This window comes from Acidobacterium sp. FHG110202_01, assembly GCF_059115305.1.
On sequence record NZ_JBZYWJ010000009.1, the window covers coordinates 345,575 to 367,698 of the forward strand.

General features: G+C 54.8%; 14 protein-coding genes. 8 read left to right on the top strand and 6 right to left on the bottom strand.

Features of this window, described 5'->3' with window-relative positions; all coding sequences use genetic code 11:
* Positions 1 to 286 precede the first annotated feature (286 nt).
* The 3 genes from AC5S16_RS19455 to AC5S16_RS19465 all read left to right on the top strand — a co-directional run bounded on the left by AC5S16_RS19455 (position 287) and on the right by AC5S16_RS19465 (position 7,595).
* Positions 287 to 751: a single-stranded DNA-binding protein gene (locus tag AC5S16_RS19455; protein ID WP_493931768.1), complete on the top strand. Its 465-nt coding sequence runs from the start codon at positions 287 to 289 to the stop codon at positions 749 to 751.
* 626 nt (positions 752 to 1,377) lie between these two features.
* The gene (locus AC5S16_RS19460; protein WP_493931769.1) at positions 1,378 to 4,272 is read left to right on the top strand and encodes a M14 family zinc carboxypeptidase; all 2,895 of its coding nucleotides are present in this window, start codon (positions 1,378 to 1,380) and stop codon (positions 4,270 to 4,272) included.
* Between the two features lie 86 nt (positions 4,273 to 4,358).
* Complete coding sequence (locus AC5S16_RS19465; protein WP_493931770.1) at positions 4,359 to 7,595, top strand: WD40/YVTN/BNR-like repeat-containing protein; 3,237 nt, start codon at positions 4,359 to 4,361, stop codon at positions 7,593 to 7,595.
* Between the two features lie 41 nt (positions 7,596 to 7,636).
* Here AC5S16_RS19465 and poxB read toward each other — a convergent pair whose 3' ends face one another.
* Complete coding sequence (gene poxB / locus AC5S16_RS19470) at positions 7,637 to 9,361, bottom strand: ubiquinone-dependent pyruvate dehydrogenase (protein ID WP_493931771.1); 1,725 nt, start codon at positions 9,359 to 9,361, stop codon at positions 7,637 to 7,639.
* Between the two features lie 48 nt (positions 9,362 to 9,409).
* Positions 9,410 to 10,255 (bottom strand): hypothetical protein, encoded by an 846-nt coding sequence (locus AC5S16_RS19475; protein ID WP_493931772.1) that lies wholly within the window; start codon positions 10,253 to 10,255, stop codon positions 9,410 to 9,412.
* 125 nt (positions 10,256 to 10,380) lie between these two features.
* On the opposite strand from AC5S16_RS19475, the gene cyaY reads away from it, so the two are divergent.
* The 5 genes from cyaY (at position 10,381) to AC5S16_RS19500 (ending at position 16,996) form a co-directional block, all read left to right on the top strand.
* A complete protein-coding gene (gene cyaY, locus AC5S16_RS19480) occupies positions 10,381 to 10,716 on the top strand; it encodes an iron donor protein CyaY (RefSeq protein ID WP_493931773.1) in 336 nt (111 codons plus the stop codon).
* Positions 10,717 to 10,721: 5 nt separating this feature from the next.
* Complete coding sequence (locus AC5S16_RS19485) at positions 10,722 to 11,486, top strand: glycosyltransferase family 2 protein (protein WP_493931774.1); 765 nt, start codon at positions 10,722 to 10,724, stop codon at positions 11,484 to 11,486.
* Positions 11,487 to 11,549: 63 nt separating this feature from the next.
* On the top strand, positions 11,550 to 13,991 hold the full coding sequence (locus tag AC5S16_RS19490; RefSeq protein ID WP_493931775.1) for a zinc-dependent metalloprotease: 2,442 nt from the start codon (positions 11,550 to 11,552) through the stop codon (positions 13,989 to 13,991).
* 155 nt (positions 13,992 to 14,146) lie between these two features.
* The gene (locus AC5S16_RS19495) at positions 14,147 to 15,862 is read left to right on the top strand and encodes an acyl-CoA mutase large subunit family protein (RefSeq protein ID WP_493931776.1); all 1,716 of its coding nucleotides are present in this window, start codon (positions 14,147 to 14,149) and stop codon (positions 15,860 to 15,862) included.
* Positions 15,863 to 15,910: 48 nt separating this feature from the next.
* A complete protein-coding gene (locus AC5S16_RS19500) occupies positions 15,911 to 16,996 on the top strand; it encodes a LacI family DNA-binding transcriptional regulator (protein WP_493931777.1) in 1,086 nt (361 codons plus the stop codon).
* A 3-nt stretch (positions 16,997 to 16,999) separates the two neighbouring features.
* Here the strand turns inward: AC5S16_RS19500 and AC5S16_RS19505 are convergent, their stop codons facing one another.
* From AC5S16_RS19505 to AC5S16_RS19520, 4 genes are all read right to left on the bottom strand, one after another.
* Entirely contained in the window at positions 17,000 to 18,274 is a 1,275-nt protein-coding gene (locus tag AC5S16_RS19505; protein ID WP_493931778.1) for a homoserine dehydrogenase, read from the bottom strand.
* Positions 18,275 to 18,334: 60 nt separating this feature from the next.
* A complete protein-coding gene (locus AC5S16_RS19510) occupies positions 18,335 to 19,750 on the bottom strand; it encodes a sensor histidine kinase (RefSeq protein WP_493931779.1) in 1,416 nt (471 codons plus the stop codon).
* Positions 19,740 to 21,143, bottom strand: a complete 1,404-nt coding sequence (locus AC5S16_RS19515) for a sigma-54-dependent transcriptional regulator (protein WP_493931780.1) — start codon at positions 21,141 to 21,143, stop codon at positions 19,740 to 19,742. Before AC5S16_RS19515 ends, AC5S16_RS19510 begins: the two co-directional genes overlap by 11 nt.
* A 16-nt stretch (positions 21,144 to 21,159) precedes the next feature.
* Positions 21,160 to 22,124 (bottom strand): TolC family protein (locus tag AC5S16_RS19520; RefSeq protein WP_493931781.1); only part of this gene is annotated, 965 nt, incomplete at its 5' end.

A 22,124-nucleotide genomic window follows, 5' to 3' on the forward strand; every position in this document is an offset into this window, starting at 1 on the left:
AAGTTTCAATGCGCCACTTAAGATATTCACTGCGCCACGGACGGAATCTGTGACCACGCGTTGCATTCCAGATAAAACGAAGCGGGGCAAGCATCAGGAAAAATCATACTGCATAGAACTCAGGTCGTATGGTCGATCCTGAAAACTGCCCCTCTTCTTGTAAAAGTCCTGGCATCTATGTCAGTTACCGCAGTGTGCAAAACACGGACATAATACCGGTCTTTGTTCTGTTATTCTTCAGAATTAGCCGTCAGAAGCTCTGCGGTGTGCAGGAGAATCAGGAAACATGGCAAAAAGCGTCAACAAAGTCATCCTTTTAGGGAATGTGGGCAAGGACCCCGAGATTCGCGCAACTCCCAGCGGCACAGTTGTCGCAAATTTTTCGCTGGCAACAACGGATCGCGTAAAAGATCAGGGCGGAAACTGGACCGACCGCACCGAATGGCACAATCTAGTAGCATTCCAGCGGACGGCCGAGATCATTCGCGATTACGTGAAGAAAGGCACCAAGCTCTTCATAGAAGGCAAACTGCAGACGCGTTCCTGGGATGACAAGAATACCGGTGAAAAGAAATACCGAACCGAGATCGTGATCAATGACTTGTCCCTCTTGAGTGGCCGCGGCGAAGGCGAGAGCAGTGGAGGAGGCTACACGCGCGCGTCAAACACGACATCCTATGATCAAAGCGCTTCCCCCTCAAGCGAAGATTTCAGTCAAACAGGAATCACAGACGACGATATTCCATTCTAAAGAAATGCCATAAAGCAGTACAGCCTACAGATCAAAGCCCTCATCTCATGAGGGCTTTTTGTTGCTGCCCGGCTAGTTCAATGCATCGGAGAAATAATCCTAAAAACAGCCAAAACTTCCCCGTGAATTCTGTTCACAATACCGTGAACTATTTTGCATGCGTTTTAGAGAATGCATAATGGATTTTTATTGGTCAACGTAACGCACATAAAACAAATGACTTAACGAACGCCCCGAAGAGGCGTTTCGCATTGCAAGCATATTTTTTTATTGATTAGCACCTGCCGTAGTGTTAACGTTCCGCACATTCAAACAAAACCACTCAAAAGGTGACGGCTGGATGAAACTGCTCTGCCGACAGGCATCGTTGTTTGCCTATGGCTCTTCTGAAACTGCCTTCAGTTAGCTTCCCCATGCCCTCTACGTTCGTTGTAGGGGAGATTTTATTACCTCTTACCTTCTAACCGCTTCCCAGGTAGTTCTGCACTTTGGAAGTGCCACTTGTAGTAGCGCAAGCTATTTGGAGAGTCCAGATGATCAATAAACGCGGTGTGCGCAGTGCTCAGACAATATGCAGTGCAATGATTGCTTTACTTCTTGCGTGTAGTTTGAACGGCCCGTCAGGTATGGCACAGACAGGGTCCAAAGGAAAGAAGGCAGCAGAGACCGTTCAGAGAAATGATGAAGAATATACGAGCAAAATCCATGAGTATCTCCAGGATCCACGCATTACTACCGAATTAGTGGATCACCTGCCGGCATCAAACACTGTTCCAACCCCATTGAAATTCTTCGGCAAAATGCCCGGACAGCCTGGGGAGCTCTATTACAGCGAAGACATCAACAGATATTACGAGGAATTGGCCAAGGTATCCCCTCGCGCGAAGTTCTGGAAAATCGGTAAATCGGAAGAAGGACGAGACGAAGTAATTCTCGCAATTGCCGACGAAGCCACCATCAAGCAGCTGGATAAATACAAAGAGCAGCTTGCCGCGTTGACTGATCCCCGTAAGACTACTGAAGAGCAAGCCCGTCAGATCATCAAAACCGCAAAGCCCATCTACTACATCACTAGCGGCATCCATTCACCAGAAACGGGCGGCCCGCAGATGCTGGTGGAGCTTGCCTATCGACTGGTTGTCGAAGAGACTCCATTCATTCAGGAAATTCGTAACAACTCGATCATCCTTATTACTCCTGTTATTGAAGTCGATGGCCGCGACAAGGAAGTAGACACCTACTATTACGGAAAGAAGACGGGAAAGCCAAAGCCGCCGCTGATGTACTGGGGCAAATACGTTGCGCACGATAACAATCGCGACGGCATGGGACAGTACCTCAAGCTTACGCAGAACATCACCAAAACTGTGCTTGAGTGGCATCCCACTGTTCTGCATGACCTGCACGAAGCGCAAAGCTACCTTTATGCCTCCACAGGAACAGGCCCTTATAACAATTCGCTCGATCCGATCGCCATCACAGAATGGTGGACGCTGGCGCAGACAGAAGTCATGGAGATGTCGAAACGCGGCGTGCCCGGCGTATTTACCTATGGCTTCTACGATGGATGGGTACCGAACTATCTGTTCTGGATAGCTATCACCCATAACTCATTTGGGCGTTTCTACGAAGTGCAATCTTACGGGCCTGATAACAATCCAAATCTTCAGTTACCCGCAACTACTACAAGCAGAGAATGGTTTCGACCGAATCCGCCGCTGCCCTCAATCAAGTGGGGTCCGCGCAACAATACCAACATCCAGGAATCCGCAATTCTCATTGCCCTGCATCAGGTCGCTAAAGACAAAGATCTGTATCTTGAGAATTATTGGCTGAAAAACAAGCGCTCTGTAGACAAAGGCAAGGATGGCCCCATATTTGGTTGGGTCATTCCAGCCTCGCAGCGCCGCAAAGTAGAAGCTGCCGATCTGATAAACGATCTGCGCCGCCAGGGTGTGGAAGTACAGAAAGCCGAAAGCTCCGGCCAGTTTGGCAAGGTAAATGTTGCAGCAGGAGATTACATTATCCGTGCGGATCAGCCTTATCGCACGCTCGTAGACATGTACTTCTCTCTGCAGAACTATCCTGCAGCCAACCCTCTTCCCTATGACGACACTGGCTGGACGATGCCGCTGATGCGCGACATCGATGTAAAGGCCGTTACGGACAAAGGTATTTTGAGCCAGCCAATGGCTCTGCTCACCGCCGATGCATCCGTCGCCGGAAGCATCCTGGGCACAGGCAATATCCTGGTCGTAGACCACACAACGGACAACACGCTTGTTACCTTCCGCTTCAAGAATGCAGATACAAAGATGTTGGCGGCTGAAGATGATTTCGATCTGAACGGACACCATTTCCGTGCAGGCGCCTTCATCATCCCTGATGCGGACGCTGCCAGGTTGGGGCCCTCTATCAAGGAATATGGCCTGTCTGCCTGGGCAACTTCATCTCTGCCCTCGGTAAAGACGCACGAACTCAATATTCCCAGGATCGGCTTCGTGCATTCCTGGCAGCGCACTCAGGATGAAGGTTGGGTCCGTGCCGCTCTGGATCACTACGAGATTCCATACACCTACTTCTCCGATCAGAAGCTTCGTGAAGGCAACCTTCGCAGCAAGTACGATGTCATCATCTATCCAAGCGTAGGTGGCAGTTCGACCGCTCAGGTCAATGGAATTCCAAAGACTGGCGCAGATCCAATTCCCTACAAGAAAAGCGAACTTACTCCGAACCTGGGTGCGCTCGATTCCAGTGATGACATACGTGGCGGAATGGGGGTTGATGGTCTCGTTGAGTTGGCAAAGTTTGTAGAAGATGGAGGCACACTTCTCACAGAAGGTTCAACCACGACCATTCTGCCGGATTTTGGAATCATCACTGGTGTCTCCGTCGAACACCCGCGCAACATGTATGCAAAAGGTTCGATCATGCGCGGCATGATTACTGACAAGAAGAGCCCCATCATGTATGGCTATGACGGAAATCAACTGCCCATCTATTACGGCGGGGACCCGGTCCTGCAAGTCAGCGCTGCTGCCGGAGTGGGAGTCGGTGGTCTTCGCGGTGGGCCTCCCGCTGCTTCTGGTGTCGGAGCCAACATCACTCCAAATGCAGTCCCAGAGCACCTTTCGCCTTACACGCCGGAAGATGCTCCCGCACCTGAAAAGCATGAACAAATCAGTGAAGAAGCCGCCACGCGGCAGATGATGCGGCAATTTGGCATGGCAACAGACGACCAGGAAAAGCCGCGCGTTGTAATGGAATTTCCATCGAGCCCGAATGATATTTTGCTTTCCGGAGAACTTGCCGGAGGTGAAGCCCTCACACGCCGCGCCCTTGCAATCGATGTCCCGCTGGGGCAAGGCCACGTCGTTATGTTTGCTCTTCGTCCATTCTGGCGCTGGCAGACTCAGGGCACATTTTTCCTCGGCTTCAACACAATTCTTAACTGGGATGACCTGAATGCAGGCGCCCCCAAACCAAAAAAGAAAGCAGAAGAGCATTCTGGATCGATGTAAATCTGCGATCCGGATTCTTAGGGGCAGCCAGTCTGGTCTGCCCCCACTACATTTCAAGAGATGCGGTCAATTAAGGAGGATGAGAGGTGGCGGCGAAACATATTCTGGCCCTGGCCATATCGCTTATGGTTGCGTCAGTTGCTCACGGAGAAGCAAACAGACTAAGCAATCCTTCTGCACAAGATGGAAGCTCTGATATCCAGGCAAACCTTCCTGAAGGAATGAAGTACCGGTTGATCGGGCCATTCCGCGGCGGACGCTCTCCGGCAGTCGCCGGCAGCACAAAAGATCCAAACACCTACTACTTCGGCGCGGCTTCAGGTGGTATCTGGAAAACCACAGATTCAGGCATTACCTGGAATCCACTCTGGGATAAGTTCTCCGAAGCTTCCCCCGCCGTAGGAGCAATTACCGTATCTCCATCGAATCCCGACATCATCTATGTCGGCACTGGAGAATCCTGCATTCGCGGCAATGTAGTCACCGGCAATGGCATCTATAAATCTACGGACGCAGGCAAAACCTGGAGCTTCTCCGGGTTGCGTGATAACGAAGCAGTCGGCCGCATCGCAGTGGATCCGAAGGACCCAAACAATGTCTTTGTAGCCGCCCTGGGGCATATCTTTGCTGATAGCACAGAGCGCGGCATTTTCCATTCGCAGGATGGAGGCAAAACATGGAAGCGCGTGCTCTACGTCGATAACAAAACTGGTGGCGTGGATGTTCAGTTTGACCCATCAAATTCGAAAGTGCTGTATGCCAGCATGTGGCAGGCATATCGCAAGCCATGGATCATGGAAAGCGGCGGTCCGGGCAGCGGACTATATCGTTCGACAGATGGCGGTGAAACCTGGCAGAAACTGTCTGGACATGGCTTGCCCGATGGCCTGCTGGGCCGCATAGGAGTGGCGCCTACTCCTGATTCGAAGCGCGTCTATGCATTGATTGAAGCAAAGGAGGGCGGTCTCTACCGCACGGATGATGGCGGCGAAAATTGGAAACTGATCAACGGCGATAACAACTACAAGCAGCGCGCATGGTATTACATGCACGTCTTTGCTGACCCCAAGGATGCCAACGTCGTCTACATCATGAATACCGGAGCCTATCGCTCTGCAGACGGCGGTAAAACCTTCAAGGCCATGCGCACGTTTCACGGCGACAACCATCAGCTCTGGATCGATCCCAACAATCCTAACCGGATGATCAACAGTAATGATGGCGGAGCAGATATTTCTGTCAATGGTGGTGAAACATGGACGAGTGAAATGAATCAACCGACCGCCCAGTTCTACCACATCTCTGCAGACAACCGCTTCCCCTATTACGTCTATGGCGCGCAGCAGGACAACACCACTGTAGCAACAGCTACTGCAAGCGCTTCCGGCAGTATCAGCACTTCGGACTGGTATCCAGTAGGCGGCGGCGAGAGCGGCTACATTGTTTCAGATCCCACTAATCCAATGATCGTATATGCAGGCTCCTATGGCGGCCTGATCACGCGCTACGATCACAGCAACAATCAGACACAGGAAATCAACCCGTGGCCGCGCAACACAATGGGTTGGGGGCCTGGTGATCTGAAGCATCGTTTTCAGTGGACTGCCCCCATTGTGCTTTCACCACACGATCCTCACGCTGTTTATTTCGGTGGCGAAGTCCTCTTCAGAACAACGGATGGCGGACACAGCTGGCGAATACTTTCTCCCGATCTCACGCGCAACGATAAGTCAAAGCAGTTGTCGTCCGGAGGTCCCCTAACCAAGGACAACACCACCGTTGAAACCTTCGGGACTATCTTCTCCATTGCCGAGTCCCCCGCGCAGAAAGGACAGATATGGGTGGGTACCGATGATGGGTTGATTCAACTCACGCAGGATGATGGCGCTCATTGGCAAAATGTGACTCCGAAAGAGATGCCGGAATGGTGCACAGTCGACATGGTCGAAGCTGATCCCTCGGACGCAGCCAGCGCATACATAGCAGCGGATTGCCATCGGCTCGATGATCTTAAGCCATATGCTTTTAAGACACACGACTTCGGCAAGACCTGGACTCCCATCGTCGATGGAATTCCAGGCGATGCCTATGTTCATGTCGTACGCGTCGATCCAAAACGCAAAGGCCTTTTATATGCCGGCACTGAGCGAGGTATCTTCGTCTCTTTTGATGACGGTACTCATTGGAAGTCTCTGCAGCTCAATCTGCCCGTCGTTCCTGTGCATGATCTGCTCATTCATAACAACGATCTTGCTGTTGCTACACACGGCCGTTCTTTCTGGATATTGGATGACCTCGGCCCACTCCAGCAGTGGAACGATCAGGTCGCGCAGCAGGACTCTTACTTATTCGCCCCGGCTCCTTCAAATCGCACCATATTTTCCGGAAGAGGCGCTGGTGGCGCGGCGGGTCAGAATCCGCCGTCCGGCGCTCTTTTCTACTACTACCTGAAGACAGCGGTCAAAGTTCCCGAGCCAGAATCAAAGGGTAAGAACGCTGCAAAGCGGGAGCCCTCAGATGCAGCCGATCCCAAGCGTGTAAAGCTTGAAATTCTGGACCCGGACGGCAAAGTCATCCGCACCTTCCCCGATCCTCACGCTCAGGCTCCTAATTCCGGAGGCGGAGAAGAAGAGGAGTTCCGCGGAAGAAGACAGGCGCCATTGACCGGCAGCGCAGGCATCAATCATTTTGTCTGGGACCAGCGATACGAAGCAGCAACCCGCATTCCCAAGTCGCCACTATGGGCCGGTAGTGTCGATGGCCCTAAAGCCCTTCCCGGCAAATATCAGGTTCGTCTCACTGTAGATGGCAAAAGCCAGACACAGCCCTTCGAGATTGAACCTGACCCGCGCGTGAAGAGCACGCAGGAAGACTTAAAGAAACAATTCGACCTGCACATGGCAATTAACACCGAACTGACGCGGGTGCATGATTCCATACTCTCAATCCGCAAGCTCCGCACCCAGATTGATGACGTGGACAAGAAAGCAGCGCAGGACAAGAAACTCGCCGATGCAGGCGCTGCTCTCGATGCAAAAATTACAGCGGTCGAAGAAGCCCTGATTCAGAGGAAAGCAGTAGCCTCGGAAGACCCTCTGAACTTCCCTATTCATCTGAACAACATGCTGGCTGCGCTGGGAAGTACAGTAGCCAGTGCAGATACCGCACCGACAGAACAGGACTACGAGACATTCAATGAATTAAAAGCAGAGTCCGAAGCCGAGCTGGCAAAGTGGGAAGCGATCAAGAAGAACGATCTTCCTTCTTACAATAAGCTCGTTCAACGGGACAAGTTGCCGGAGGTCTCTGTTCCGGCAATCTAGATATATTCAAATGCGCGGCTTCGGAAAAGCCGCGCATTTTTTTAGCGAAGCAGATTTGTCTGAGCTAGATCAAGCACTTCATCTCCGCGTCCACTAAGAACAGCCCTCACCATGTAAAGCGTGAACCCCTTCGCCTGTTCAAGAGAAATGGCAGGCGGCATGGAAAGTTCCTGACGATTGACCAGAACCTCCACCAGTGCCGGACCATCATGAGCAAAAGCAGCTTCCAGCGCAGGACGCAGCTCTTCGGGCTTCTCAACTCGCCTGCCTAAGATTCCTGCACTCTCTGCCATCTCCGCAAAATTGGGATTCTCCAGCTCGCAGCCGAAGTCGAGAAATCCTGAAGCCTTCATTTCAATCTCGACGAAACCCAGTGTGCCATTGGAAAAAACCACAACCTTTACTGGAAGATTCGATTGCTTGAGCGTCAGCAGATCACCCATCATCATGCTCACGCCACCATCGCCGGAAAGCGTAACAATTTGACGGCCCGGGTATGCTGCCTGCGCTCCAATGGCCTGTGGAACCGCATTCGCCATCGAGCCATGCGAAAACGACCCGAGCAGCCGCCGCTTGCCATTCATTGTGAGATAACGTGCAGCCCATACGGTTGGCGTACCAACATCGCAAGTAAAGATCGCGTCCTCTGCAGCAATCTCATCCACCAGCTTAGTCACATACTGCGGATGGATCGGAGTCTTTCCCGGCTCACCCACGGCAAGATCATCGAGTCCCTTGCGTGTCTTGTGGTAGTGCTCCACGCTGTCTTCCAGATGCTTCCTGCTGCGGTCCTTCTTCAGCAGAGGAAGCAATGCCGGTAGCGTGTCTTTCATATTGCCGACCAATCCAAGATCCACCTTCGTACGGCGGCCAATCTGCTCGCCGCGCACATCCACCTGAATAATCTTCGCCTCCGGCGGATAAAACTGCTGATACGGAAAATCCGTCCCCAGCATTAGGAGTGCCTCGCTCTTCATCATGGCGCGATAGCCGGAAGCAAATCCAAGCAGGCCAGTCATACCTACGTCAAACGGATTGTCATATTCGATAAATTCTTTGCCGCGCAGCGCATGAACAATCGGCGCCTGCAGTGCCTCTGCTGTAGCGATCAACTCAGCATGAGCGCCCTCGCATCCGGCGCCGCCCAGAATGGTGATCCTCTCACATCGGTTCAGAATTTCAGCGGCCTGCTGCAGTTCCGCCTCCGAAGGCCGAATGATCGGAGTCGCCCGCTTCACCGGAACAATGCGATTCGAAGCAGGACAATCCTTCAACGCAACATCGCCGGGAATAACAATCACGGAAACGCCGCGCCGCTCAATCGCAGTACGAATAGCAATCTCCAGGGCGCGCGGCATCTGCTCCGGAATGCTCACCATCTCACAGTAAGAGCTGCATTCCTGAAACAGATTCTGCGGATGCGTCTCCTGAAAATACCCGCTGCCGATCTCCGGGCTGGGAATGTGCGCAGCAATTGCAAGCACCGGAACACGATTACGATGGCAATCAAAAAGTCCGTTGATAAGATGAAGATTGCCTGGACCGCAGCTTCCCGCGCATACAGCTAATTCTCCGGTAAGATGTGCCTCTGCGCCTGCAGCAAACGCCGCCGCTTCCTCATGGCGCACATGCACCCATGCAATCTCTTTTGATTTGCGCAATGCATCGGTAAAGCCGTTCAGTGAATCACCGACAATGCCGTAGATACGCTTCACCTTGGCGGCAACTAATGCGTCCACCATCACTTCCGCGACTTTTTTCGCCATGCATCTCTCCAGAAAGGATAGATGCATGAAACCGGAAGAGGGGGGCAGCTATTTATGTTCGGGAACAGACAGGCTGGCCTGATTTTCAGTGGCTGCCTGGTCGAGAATGCGTCTGGTTTCAGGCAGGCTGATGGTGGTCTCAACAGGCTGGAACTGCGAGCGGGCTTCATAGTGGTCTTTGCTCACGCTCTTGAAGAGAATCACGCGCCCGGATACATGTACATCTACAAGGTCTGTCTTCCAGCGCGTGTCGCTCACCTGCTCACGGTGAAGCTCAAAGCGACCGCCCTTATCAACGTACCCGAGCAACCCATAACCAAAGTCAATCCGATTGATAATCGTGCCGTGCACGGCCACGATCCGCTTCGCCTTCTGATTGACAACCATCGTGCCGGCCATTCCGTGAAAGACGCGCGCCTCATATGTTGGCGGCTTGAACGCCGGGTTTGGCCAGAATTTTAGTGTGAGCAAATCGCCAGAGGACTGCCCATCAGGCTCGTAAAGAAATGCATCAGGCATCAGGGCCAGGAGGCGCTGCATTCGCTCCTCATCCTGCAAATGGCTGTCACGGTTTTTGGCAAGTGCGCCGGGATTATTCATCAGCGCGCTCAGCCTTGCTTCCTCTTCGCGCTGCTGGTCTGGGGTCAGACGGTGCCCATCTTTTTCAATAATGCGGTAGATTGGCCCCTGCCCCGTCTCCACCTGGTATTTAACGAAGCTCTGCGCTCCCAGCCGCTGCTGAATGGAATACTGCCAGAAGCTATCTCGTTCGCGGTCATGGAGTTCGTTGTAGGCAGCGTCCTTAATAAGCTGCTGTATGGATGGAGATGTTGTCTGAGCAGGTGAGAGAAGGCTTGTCGTGAGGAGTATCGCCGCTATCCAGAAAACCCGCATCTTCTGTCCCTCCATTTGCCCTGATTTTGAGGCATGTTTCCTGAATCCAAGATGAAAATACGGCGATAATTCTGTTGAATATGTCCCTCGTACCAACTTGGGACACCCCTTGCTACACTGATGCCATGTTAGATGAAATTACCTTCCGCCGGTATGCCGATACGGCCATCGAATCGTTAAAAAAAAGCCTGATAGCCGCTGAAGAAGACGGCGACTTCGAAGCAGAAGAGCATGGAGGCGTGCTCAATATCGTATTCGATGAGCCGCCCGCCAAGTTCGTCATCACTCCGAACGCGCCTGTACGCCAGATATGGATCTCCGCTCTTTCCACCAGTTTCAAGCTTGACTGGTCAGAAGATGCGCAGGACTTCATCCTGCCCAAAGATGGCACATCGCTGAAACCTCTGGTCGCCCGCTTCATCAACGAACATCTGGGCACGGATTCCATCACGCTCGCATAGCATCCATGGGACAAACCCTCTCGGTCGCCATCATCACGAAAAATGAAGAAACAAATCTGCCCGCAACGCTATCGAGCGTTCGCTGGGCAGATGAAATCGTGGTGGTCGATAGCGGCTCAACGGATCACACTATCGAGATTGCGTGCAGCTTCGGAGCGAAGGTCATCACAGAGCTATGGCGCGGATTCGGTCGCCAGAAAAACTTCGCCATCGAGCAATGTTCAAGCGAGTGGGTACTTTCACTCGATGCCGATGAAGAGGTAAGCGCCGAGCTCACTCATGAAATCCAGCAACTGCTGAACGAGGCTCCATCAGTAGACGCGTATTTCCTGCCGCGCAGAAACTTCTTCCTCGGCCGCTGGATCAGGCATGGCGGCTACTACCCCGACCCGAAGCTGCGCCTTTTTCGTAAAGGCGCGGCCAGGTTTGAGGAACGCTCCGTGCATGAGACCATGCAATACTCTGGCGCGACACAGACTCTCACCGCCGGTCTGATCCACCGTGCCTATCCCACGCTCGAAACCTATATCGAGCACATGAACCGCTACAGCACTCTGGGCGCAGAACAGGCTGCGACTAAAGGCAAGACCAGCCGCAGTTTCCTGGCCTTCGCCTGGAATGTGCTTCTCAATCCCGCCGCGACCTTCCTCTACAACTACATTTTTCGCCTTGGATTTCTGGACGGGCGCGAAGGGCTGCTTCTGCACCTCTATCACTCCGCCTACGTGAGCTGGAAATACGCGAAGGCGTGGCAGCAAGAAAAAAGCTAGCGTCTTTGAAAAGAACACGTTACGCTGCCAGATATCTCCGTTTAAGGCTGACGAATGTTCCCATTGCGCCGAGTTCTCGCATTTCCCTTGCTGTTTGCCATGTGCCTGCCCTGCTTCGCTGATGCCCCATCCATCACGCAGAAAACAGCCGGTATGCAGAAGCTCGACGGACTCTTCCCACTTGCATGGGATACAAAGGCAGGCAAGCTCTACCTCGAAATCGATACCTTCGGCAAAGACTTTCTCTTCCTTGATTCCCTGCCCTACGGCGTTGGCTCAAATGATCTGGGTCTCGATCGCGGTCAGCTAGGTGAGGGTCGCGTCGTGCGCTTCTACCGCAGCGGCCCCAAGGTCTTGCTGATCGAGCGGAATCTACGTTACCGCGCCAGCTCCACTCAACCTGAAGAGCAGCTCGACGTCACCCAGTCATTCGCCGAGTCCGTCCTGTGGGGCTTCAAAGTAGAAGCCGAAGACAGCAACAAAGTCCTGGTCGATGCCACGGATTTCTTTCTCCACGACGCGCATCGCGTAGCCGAGCGCCTGCAGCAGGCTAAACAGGGAACATACAAAATCGACCCGAGCCGCAGCACCATTGCTGCAGAAGACCTGAAGAACTTCCCGCTCAACACCGAAGTAGAATCCGTGCTGACCTTCACTACCGATGGCCCGGCCAACGGCAAACTTGTCACATCAGTCACGCCGGACGCTCACGCCGTCACCGTGCATGAGCATTACTCTTTCATCCACTTACCGGACGACGGATACAAGCCCCGCGCCTTCGATCCCCGCTCAGGCTATTTCGGAGTAACCTATCGCGACTACTCCGCCCCGTTAGGCCAGCCGATGGATATTCACCTCATCGCGCGCCATCGCCTGCAGAAGAAAGACCCCAATGCGGCCATCAGCGAACCGGTCAAGCCCATCATTTACTACGTTGACCGCGGCGCTCCTGAGCCCATCCGCAGCGCGCTCGTTGAAGGAGCCAGCTGGTGGAACCAGGCCTTCGAAGCCGCTGGATACAAAAACGCTTTCAGGGTAGAAGTAATGCCCGAGGGCGCCGACCCGATGGATGTCCGCTACAACGTCATCCAGTGGGTACATCGTTCCACTCGCGGATGGTCGTATGGCGAAGGCGTCACCGATCCCCGTACCGGCGAGATCATCAAGGGCCAGGTCACACTCGGCTCCTTGCGCTCGCGTCAGGATTACATGATCGCCGAAGCCCTGCTCTCACCTTATGAGCAAGGCAAGCCAGTTCCCGAAATAATGAGGGAGATGGTACTGGCCCGCATCCGCCAGCTCGCCGCGCATGAAGTGGGCCATACACTCGGCCTCGCGCATAACTTCGTCTCCAGTTCCATTGCTCCGGGAACGTCCGTCATGGACTATCCGCACCCGCAGATCACACTCAAGCCCGATGGCACACCCAATCTTTCACATGCCTATGCAGTCGGCATCGGCGCATGGGACAAAGTCGCCATTACCTACGGTTACTCCGATTTCCCCAAGAACACAGACGAGCATAAGGCGCTCGACAGCATCCTGCGCAAAGCCACCGACAAAGGCCTCTACTTCATTACCGATGAAGACTCGCGCCCGCTTGGCAGCCCCCATCCGCACTCGCATCTCTGGGACAACGGCCCCGATCCCGCTGATGAATTGACCCGGATCCTCAAGATTCGTGCGGCTGCCCTCGATCGCTTCAATGAAAATGCCATCCAACCCGGAGAACCTCTGGCTCTGCTCGAGGATACGTTGGTGCCGCTCTACCTGCTGCATCGCTACCAGACCGAAGCCGCCAGCAAGGAAATAGGCGGTCTCGACTATCGCTATGCTCTGCGCGGCGACGGCCAGCCGGCATCTCAGATCGTCCCCGCCGATGAGCAGAAGAAAGCGCTGACCGCCGTTCTCCGCACACTTGATCCAGCAACGCTAACACTGTCTCCGTCACTCCTGCAGATTCTTCCTCCGCGTCCTCCGGACTATCCTCGCACCTCCGAATCCTTTCCCGGAAGAACAGGCCTCGCCTTCGACCCACAGGGCGCGGTTGAATCCGCTGCCGGACTCACAACCAGCCTCCTCTTCGAGCCAACGCGCGCCAGCCGTCTCGTAGAATACAAGCTGCGCGACAACTCCGAGCCCGGCCTTGACGACGTCATCGGCGAAACACTAAAGGCAACCTGGTACGCTCCCCGTCAGACGGCAACCACACTCAACACGCAGCTTACCGTGGAAGACGTAGTTCTCCGCCACCTTCTGGCGCTCGCCGCCTCGCCATCCACTTCACCGGAAGCACGGGCCATCGCCACTGCTCAGGCTGCTGACCTTCAAAATTGGCTGAAGAGCAAGGCCAGCGATACGTCAACATCACCGCTCCTCCGCGCCCACTGGCAATCCGCAGAAAAAGAAATCGAAGCCTTCAGCAAAGATCCCTCAAAATTCGCTGAACCAGGTGGACTCGAAACACCTCCCGGCCAGCCAATCGGAGATGACGAGAATTATTGAAAACACCTCTGTGCTCTCTGTGGCCGGAGCCTGCCCTGAGTGAAGCGAAGGGTGGTGAAATGCCTTTGGGCGAAGCCTCAGGCTTCATACTGCGAAGGATGTGGATATAACCTTGCCGATGATCCACTTCGTCCCCTATGCTGAGAAGTTTCTTGATGGCAGACTCATCCAAATCCGAAGCAAAGCAACGCTGGGAAGAGCAAACCCTCAACCCGGCACTGAGCAAAGCACCAGAAAAACCAATCGGCGCAGCAACAGGAGTTAACCTCGATGAAGCAGGCCGCACGCGCTTCACGACCATCTCCGGCGTACCCGTCGAGCGCCTTTACACAGAAGAAAGCCTCCCCCAGGATTGGGGATCACAACAGGACGCCTATCTCGGCCAGCCCGGAGAGCCGCCATATGCACGCGGCATCCACGCAAGCGGCTATCGCGGCAAGCTCTGGACGATGCGCCAGTTCTCCGGCTTCGCCTCACCGGAAGAAACAAACGAACGCTACAAATACCTGCTTGCTAACGGAGGCAGCGGCCTCTCCGTAGCCTTCGATCTGCCCACGCTCATGGGCTGCGACTCCGACGATCCGCAAAGCGAAGGCGAAGTCGGTAAATGCGGCGTTGCCATTGACTCACTCGAAGACATGGAAACGCTCTTCTCCGGAATCAACCTCGAGCAGACCACTGTATCCATGACCATCAACTCTCCCGCAAGCGTCATCTGGGCCATGTACCTCGCGGTCGCAGAAAAACAGGGCACAGACTGGAAGAATATCTCTGGCACCTTGCAGAACGACATCCTGAAGGAATACATCGCGCAGAAGGAGTACATCTTCCCACCCGCGCCTTCCATGCGCCTCGTCATCGATACCTTCGAATTTGGCTCGCGCTTTACGCCACGCTTCAATCCCATCTCCATCTCCGGCTACCACATCCGCGAAGCTGGATCGACCGCCCAGCAGGAGCTCGCCTTCACGCTCTATGACGGAATCGAATATGTCGAGTGGGCCCTCCGTCGCGGTCTTGCCATCGACGATTTCGCCCCACGCCTGAGCTTCTTCTTCAACGCGCATAACGACTTCTTCGAAGAGATTGCCAAGTTCCGCGCCGCGCGCAAAATCTGGTATCGCGTCATGATTGAACGCTTCGGCGCCAAGAATTCCCGCTCCACCTGGATGCGCTTTCACACCCAGACCGCCGGTGTCTCACTCACCGCCCAGCAGCCAAAGAACAACATCGCGCGCGTCGCCATCCAGGCGCTTGCCGCAGTGCTCGGTGGAACACAATCTCTCCACACCGATGCCTATGACGAAGCACTCGCCTTGCCCACAGAAGACGCCGCCCGCATCGCCCTTCGCACGCAGCAGATTCTCGCTTACGAATCAGGAGTAGCAGATGTGGCCGATCCGCTCGGAGGTTCTTATTTCGTCGAACGCCTCACCTTAGATATGGAAAAGTCCGCCTTTGAATATTTTGAGAAGCTTGACGCAATGGGCGGAATGGTGCGCGCCATTGAGCAGGGCTTTCCGCAAAAGGAAATCGCCGAAGCCAGCTATGTATACCAGCGCGCCGTGGAAGCCCGCGAAAAAATCATCGTCGGCGTAAATGAATACACCATCGACGAGCCCCAGCCGGAAATTCTCTACATCGACGAATCGGTACGCGAAGCCCAGACCGCCAAACTGCGAAAGCTGCGCCGCGAGCGCTCGAACGAAGCCGTAGATCGTTGCCTTTTCGCCTTATGCCGCGCCGCAGAAAAAGATGCCAACACCATGCCCCACCTGCTCAATTGCGTGAAGGCTTACGCCACTATTGGAGAAATCTGCAGCGCACTCAAGAAAGTGTTTGGAGCATACGAAGAGACCAATATCGCTTGAAGAAACAGGCAGATAGCGTCTTCATTTCAAACGTGTTACAAATCGCCTATGAGCGAAGACCGCAAAGACAGGCCGCAGCAAGCCCCGTATTCACCAAAAGACGGCGAGCAGATCAATCTCAAGCAGCTGGCCTCCATCCTGCAGTTATCGCAGACCACTGTGTCTCTTGTGCTGAACGATTCGCCTGCCGCAAAATCCATCCCCGCACGTACTCGGGAGCGAGTCTTCCAGGCCGCAAGAAAATACCACTATCGGCCAAACTATTTCGCCCGCTCACTGCGCAAAAACCGCAGCATGTCCATCGGTGTTCTCGCCCCTGATCTCAGCGAAGGCTACTTCACCATGGTGATGAACGGCGTCGAAGAACACCTGCTCCGTTCACAGTATTTCTATTTCACCGCCAGTCATTACTGGAACCAGGACTTAATGCAGGAGTATCCGCGCCTGCTGGTCGAGCGCGCCGTCGATGGCTTCCTGCTGCTTAACACACCGTCTGAAATCCGCAGCCCACTTCCCACAGTCGCCATCTCCGCGCACAACCAGTCACCCGGAGTCACCAACATCATCCTCGATCATAGGAAAGCCGCCGAGCTGGCGCTCAAGCATCTCTACGATCTCGGCCATCGCAACATCGCCTTCATCAAGGGCCCGAACATTATCCCCGACACGGAATACCGCTGGCGCTCCATTCTGGAAGTGGCGCAAAAGCTCGGCATGAAAGTGCATGCTGAGCACTGCATTCAGCTCGAAGTAGATAGCTGGTCGCCTGGAGTAGGCTACGGACCGATGAGAGATCTTCTGGCCCGCACCCGCGACTTCACCTCCATATTCTGCTTCAACGATATTTCCGCCATTGGAGTCATCCGCGCCATCTACGACGCAGGCCTGAGCGTGCCCGATGACATCTCCGTTATCGGCTTTGACGACATCATGAGCGCGGGATACCACAAACCCAGCCTCACTACAGTACGTCAGCCGCTGCGGGACATGGGCCGCGAAGGCGCACAGGTATTGCTGGATATGATCGAGCACCCGGAAAAACAATTTCCAGAAGAGATCGTCATGCAGCCTGATCTGATCGTGCGCGAATCCACTGGCCTGGCGCCAAAGAAGCCCATAAAGCGCAAGAAGTGAGGCTTAGCGCAAGCTCTGCGCATCCAGAATCGGCATATCGAGCGTCGGCTCCAGCAGGCAATCGAGATGCGCGATCTTTTCCAAAGCGCGCTGCAACGCTGAGCCCGGAGCAGGCTCTGCGATCACCACAAACGGCAGATTTGTCTTGGTATACCCGGGCTTCTGCAGAATCGCATGAATATTGATTTCCTGCTCGGCTAGAGCTCCGGCAATTTGAGCAATAATGCCCGGCCGGTCTTTCACAATGAAGCGAATATAGTGCGGCACAAGAAGATCTGAACTGATCGCCGTTTTCTTGCTGGGAAGATCAATGGTCCGCGAACCATGTGCAACAGCCAGCAAATCAGAGACAACAGCAACTGCCGTCGGATGGCCGCCTGCCCCATGTCCCGAGAAAACAACATCGCCTCCATATTCGCCACCCACCAGCACCATGTTCTCCGTGCTGCGCGACCACGCAAGCGGAGAAGCCAGCGGCACCAGCATGGGCCCGACTGCGGCCAGCACGCGACCTCCGTTAAGCTCCGCGCGAGAAATCTGGCGGATCGTGCAGCCCATCTCTTTCGCATACGCAAAATCGATAGCTGCAATTTCCGTAATCGGCTTACAGGAGACCTCATTCACAACCAGATCAGCGCGCAGCGCAATACGCGAAAGAATCACCAGCTTGGCACGCGCATCAAATCCGCCCACATCTTCCGTAGGATCAGCCTCCGCATATCCAAGCTTCTGCGCCTCTTTCAGAACCGGCGCGAACTCCGCGCCCTCTTCCATCTTGCTCAAGATAAAGTTGCAGGTCCCATTCAGAATGCCTTCAATGCGTTTGATGCGGTCGCCTGCAAGTCCCTGCTGGATACCGGGAATTACAGGCACTCCGCCTGCAACGGCAGCACCATAATAAAGATGCACTCCCTTATCGCGCGCCAGCTTATCCAGCGCGACGCCATGTTCCGCGATCAACTTTTTATTCGCAGTGACGACAGACTTCCCCGCCTCCAGCGCGCGGCGCACCCATTCACCCGCAGGATTCAAACCACCCGCCAGTTCCAGCACCACATTCACAGGAGACGACAACACATCGTCAATGTCCTCTGTCCAGATAACACCCGATGCAATCCAGTCAGCACGCTTGCGCGCAACGCTGCGGTTGAAGATGTGAGTCAGTTCCACGCTATCCGGCTTCGCATCACAAAGAATGCGCGCCACAGAACTGCCCACAGTTCCAAAGCCCAGAATCGCTACCTTCACCGTTTGCGCGCCAGAGACAGACGTACTCACTATGTTTGTTTTCCCCCTGTTATTTGTTCAATGGGAATTTGATTCCATCTTACCGGAAGTTCACCGAAGGGCTCCCGCCATGCTCACCAACTCATGATCTAAGACCATAGGAATCCTGACCTCTGCCTGGCATCCCCTGGCATCGGCACGATTGCGCAGCTCAAGCGACCCTCCATGCGCCTCGGCAATCTGCCGTGCAAGCACCAGACCAACGCCCGTACCGCTCCGTTTGGTTGTATAGAAAGGAACGAAGAGATTTCCAGGATTCGCGAGTCCAGGCCCATTGTCTTCCACGAGAATAGAAACCGATTCTCCGGCAAGCCTTCCATAGATCTTCACTCTGGGCTCACCCTGCGCTCCACCCTCCTCATGCTCACTCAGAGCAGCTTCAACTGCATTCCGCACCAGATTAATCAGCAACTGCTCTATCTGATCGGCATCGGCCCTCAGGTTCACCTGCGGCACTTCATCAATCTCAATCGTAAGTCGTGTTTCAAGTCCTGCTACACGATCCAGCAGCGCCGGAAGAGGCACACTCCGCAGCACCGGAGCCGGCAGCTGCGCCAGCTGCCTGTAGGCCTGCACAAAGCGGTTCAGCGACTCGGCCCTGCTCTCGATCACATTGAGCCCGCGTTCAAAATCTGTAGTGTTATCGCTGGATACTTGCCCGACCCTCTGCCGCAGACTTCCCGCGATAGATTTAATAGGAGCAAGCGAATTGCTGATCTCATGCCCCAGCACGCGAATCAATCTGCGCCACGCCGCGCGCTCCTCTTCGCGCAGCGCAGCACTTACGTTAGAAAGCAGCAGCAGAGTATGCGGTACACCGCGCTGGCGGAAGCTGCTGCGCCGCACCATCCAGCGCGTATGCTGCCCCTGCGACTCAATGGCAACAATGCCCTCATCTTCCTCTTCGAGGAAACGCTGCAGGTTCAATTCGCTGGCTTTTCTTCCCAGGTCGCGCGCCGCATTCAGATGCAGCACCCGCTCCGCCGCCGGATTCACAACCCGCAGCGTTCCCTGCTCATCGAATGCGAGCACTGGAGCATCCATCTCCAGAATCACGCGGCGCAACAGTGCTACTGCTTCCAGAGCGCCCAGTCGCTGTGCCTGCAGCGTGTCTGCAAGCTGGTTGATCTCAATTGCCAGCTCACCCAGCGAATCGTGCGGCGTAGCATTGCGCGCGCGGAAGGAAAAATCCTCTTCACGTAACGCCGCAACAACGTTAGCCAAAGTCTGCAGTGGCCTCACAACCTGTTCAAGAAAGATCGACGCCACCAGCAGAACAACCAGGGCCAGCGTTGCCAGCGCGCCCAGAATCACAGAGAACGAGACATGCTCCATCCACAACAGCACGGCGCACAAGGCAAAGATCGGCACGCACAACGAGGTGATCAGGATCTTGATCTTTGCCTCGAAGCGGAAGCCTTCTGCTGGAATTTTGCTTGTGGCTGCGTGCCGCTTGTCAGATGCCATATTTCTCCATCCGCCGGTACAGAGCGCCGCGGCTTAAGCCGAGCGCTTCAGCCGCCTGACTCACGTTACCACTGCAACGGGCCAGCGCCTTGCGGATGAGAATACTCTCTACAGACTCCAGGCTCATATCTTCCAGCGCCTGGGTAGAAATGCGCACCTGGTTCAGGCCCAGGTCTGATGCTTCAATCGTCGCACTGCGCGCCATCAGAACGGCGCGCTCAATCGTATGGTCCAGCTCACGCACATTTCCCGGCCATGGATATTGCAGCATCGCCTGCAACGCTGCCGGATCAATGCCTTCCATCTGCTTGCGATAGCGCGTGGCATAGCGGTTCAGAAAATGCGCCGCCAGCAGCGGAATATCTTCCCGCCGTTCACGCAGTGGCGGCAGATGAATTTCTACGGTATTCAGCCGGAAAAGAAGGTCAGCACGAAAACGTCCCTGTTCGACTTCAGCGCGGAGATCAGCATTCGTCGCAGAAAGCACGCGCACGTTTACGCGCCGCGTCTTCGATGAGCCAACTCGCTCCATCTCTCCGGTTTCAAGCACACGCAGCAGCTTGGCCTGCTGGCGCAGAGGCACATTGGCAATTTCGTCGAGGAAAAGCGTCCCGCCATCAGCCAGCTCAAAGCGCCCGATGCGCTCCGTACGTGCATCGGTAAACGCCCCCTTCACATGGCCAAACAGCTCACTCTCGAACGTGCCTTCCGGCAGCGCTCCGGTATTTACAGCGACTAGCGAGCGCGAGGCACGCTGCGACAGCGCATGAAGCATCTGCGCCACCACCTCTTTGCCCGTACCATGTTCGCCAGTAATCAAAACGTTGGCATCAGAAGGTCCGATGCGCGTAATCGTGGTCAAGACCGGTTGCATCGTCGGAGCCGTAGCAATCAATTCCGGAAGCCCCTGCCCACGCAGGATGCGGTTCTCTGCCTCCAGCCGCTGCGCCCGCTTCACCGCATGATGCAGTTCAATCTGCGTGCGCAGAATGGTGAGCAATCGCGCATTGTCCCAGGGCTTCTGGATGAAGTCACGTGCACCGCGGCGCATCGCTTCCACGGCGACCTCGACATTCGCCCACGCCGTCATCACAATCACAGGCACCTGGCTGTCGAGAGCCTTGATCTGCGTAAGAAGATCGAGCCCCTCTTTGCCCGAAGTCGTATCGCGGGTGTAGTTCAGGTCTACGAGTAACGCGTCAAATGAGCCGGACTGAAGCGCGCTCAGCACCATCATCGGCGAACGCGCCTTTTCTATGCGATATCCCTCCGGCTCAAGCAGAAGCTCCAGGGCATCCAGGATATGCGGCTGGTCGTCGGCAATCAGCACACGCGGCGGCTGTGTTGTGGCGATGCCGCTTTCTGCTCCGCCGAGTTGGTAGGTTGTGGCCATCAGAACTAGATTGTACTCACTGCATATGCGTGACTACGCCGCTCTTCGCATCATCAATGGATACTCCCGTGCGATCCAGCGTAAAGCCGGTGGCGTGGTCAATATCGACTTTGGCTTTTTCAAATGCAGTCTGAGCGACAACAAGCGCGGATTCAGCCACAGCGAGTGCCTGCTCGCTGGTGAGCGTGTCATATGCAGACATCGCTCCAAGTTGTTGCTCTTTTTTGGAAATATCGAAGGTCTTCTGTGCCAGATCGCGCGCTTTCTCGGCTGCGGTAACACGGGCCTGGGCCTGTTGGAGTGAATACTGTGAGTTACGGACATCCAGGCGGATCGTCTTCTTCTGTTGCTCGAACGTCAGCTCTTTTTGGCGATAGTCGAGCACCGCGCGGAATTGGTCGGCCTTGGCGACACGGTTACGAAGTGTAACGACGAGTGAGAAACCAACCTGATATTCAGGAGAGGAATAATTGAAGGTGTTCTGAAAGGCTCCGGCAAAATCTTTAGGAAGCGTGGTACTGCATTCTCCCTGAGGCAGTGCGCAAACAGGGTTCAGCTCGCCCCCCAGGCCAGTGCCAATGTACTGCCCATAGAGCGAAAGATTGGGCAGCAGCGCGTTCTTGATGGTCTTGAGGTTGTTCTGCGCGATCTGCATGGCAATCTGGTCTTCCGCGACGTCGGGACGGTTTTTTTCGGCCTCGGCAATAAGCTGATCGATTTGCTCTGTTGCCTTGGGATCCGGTGTTCCCATGAGATCAAGCGGTATTACAGGCATATCAGCCAGCGTGGGATCATCGACGGTTTTGGTGAGTGCGTCCTTGATGAGAAGCTCGTTCAGCCTGAGCGTCGCCCTGGAAACGGTAAGATCGCCTTCGGCAGTAGCCACCGCGGCCTGGTCTTTCATCACCTGCATCGCAGGGATGTTCTGCAATTCCAGCTGTTTCTGATCGGCGGACAGCGTCTCGTTGGCATAGGTAAGCG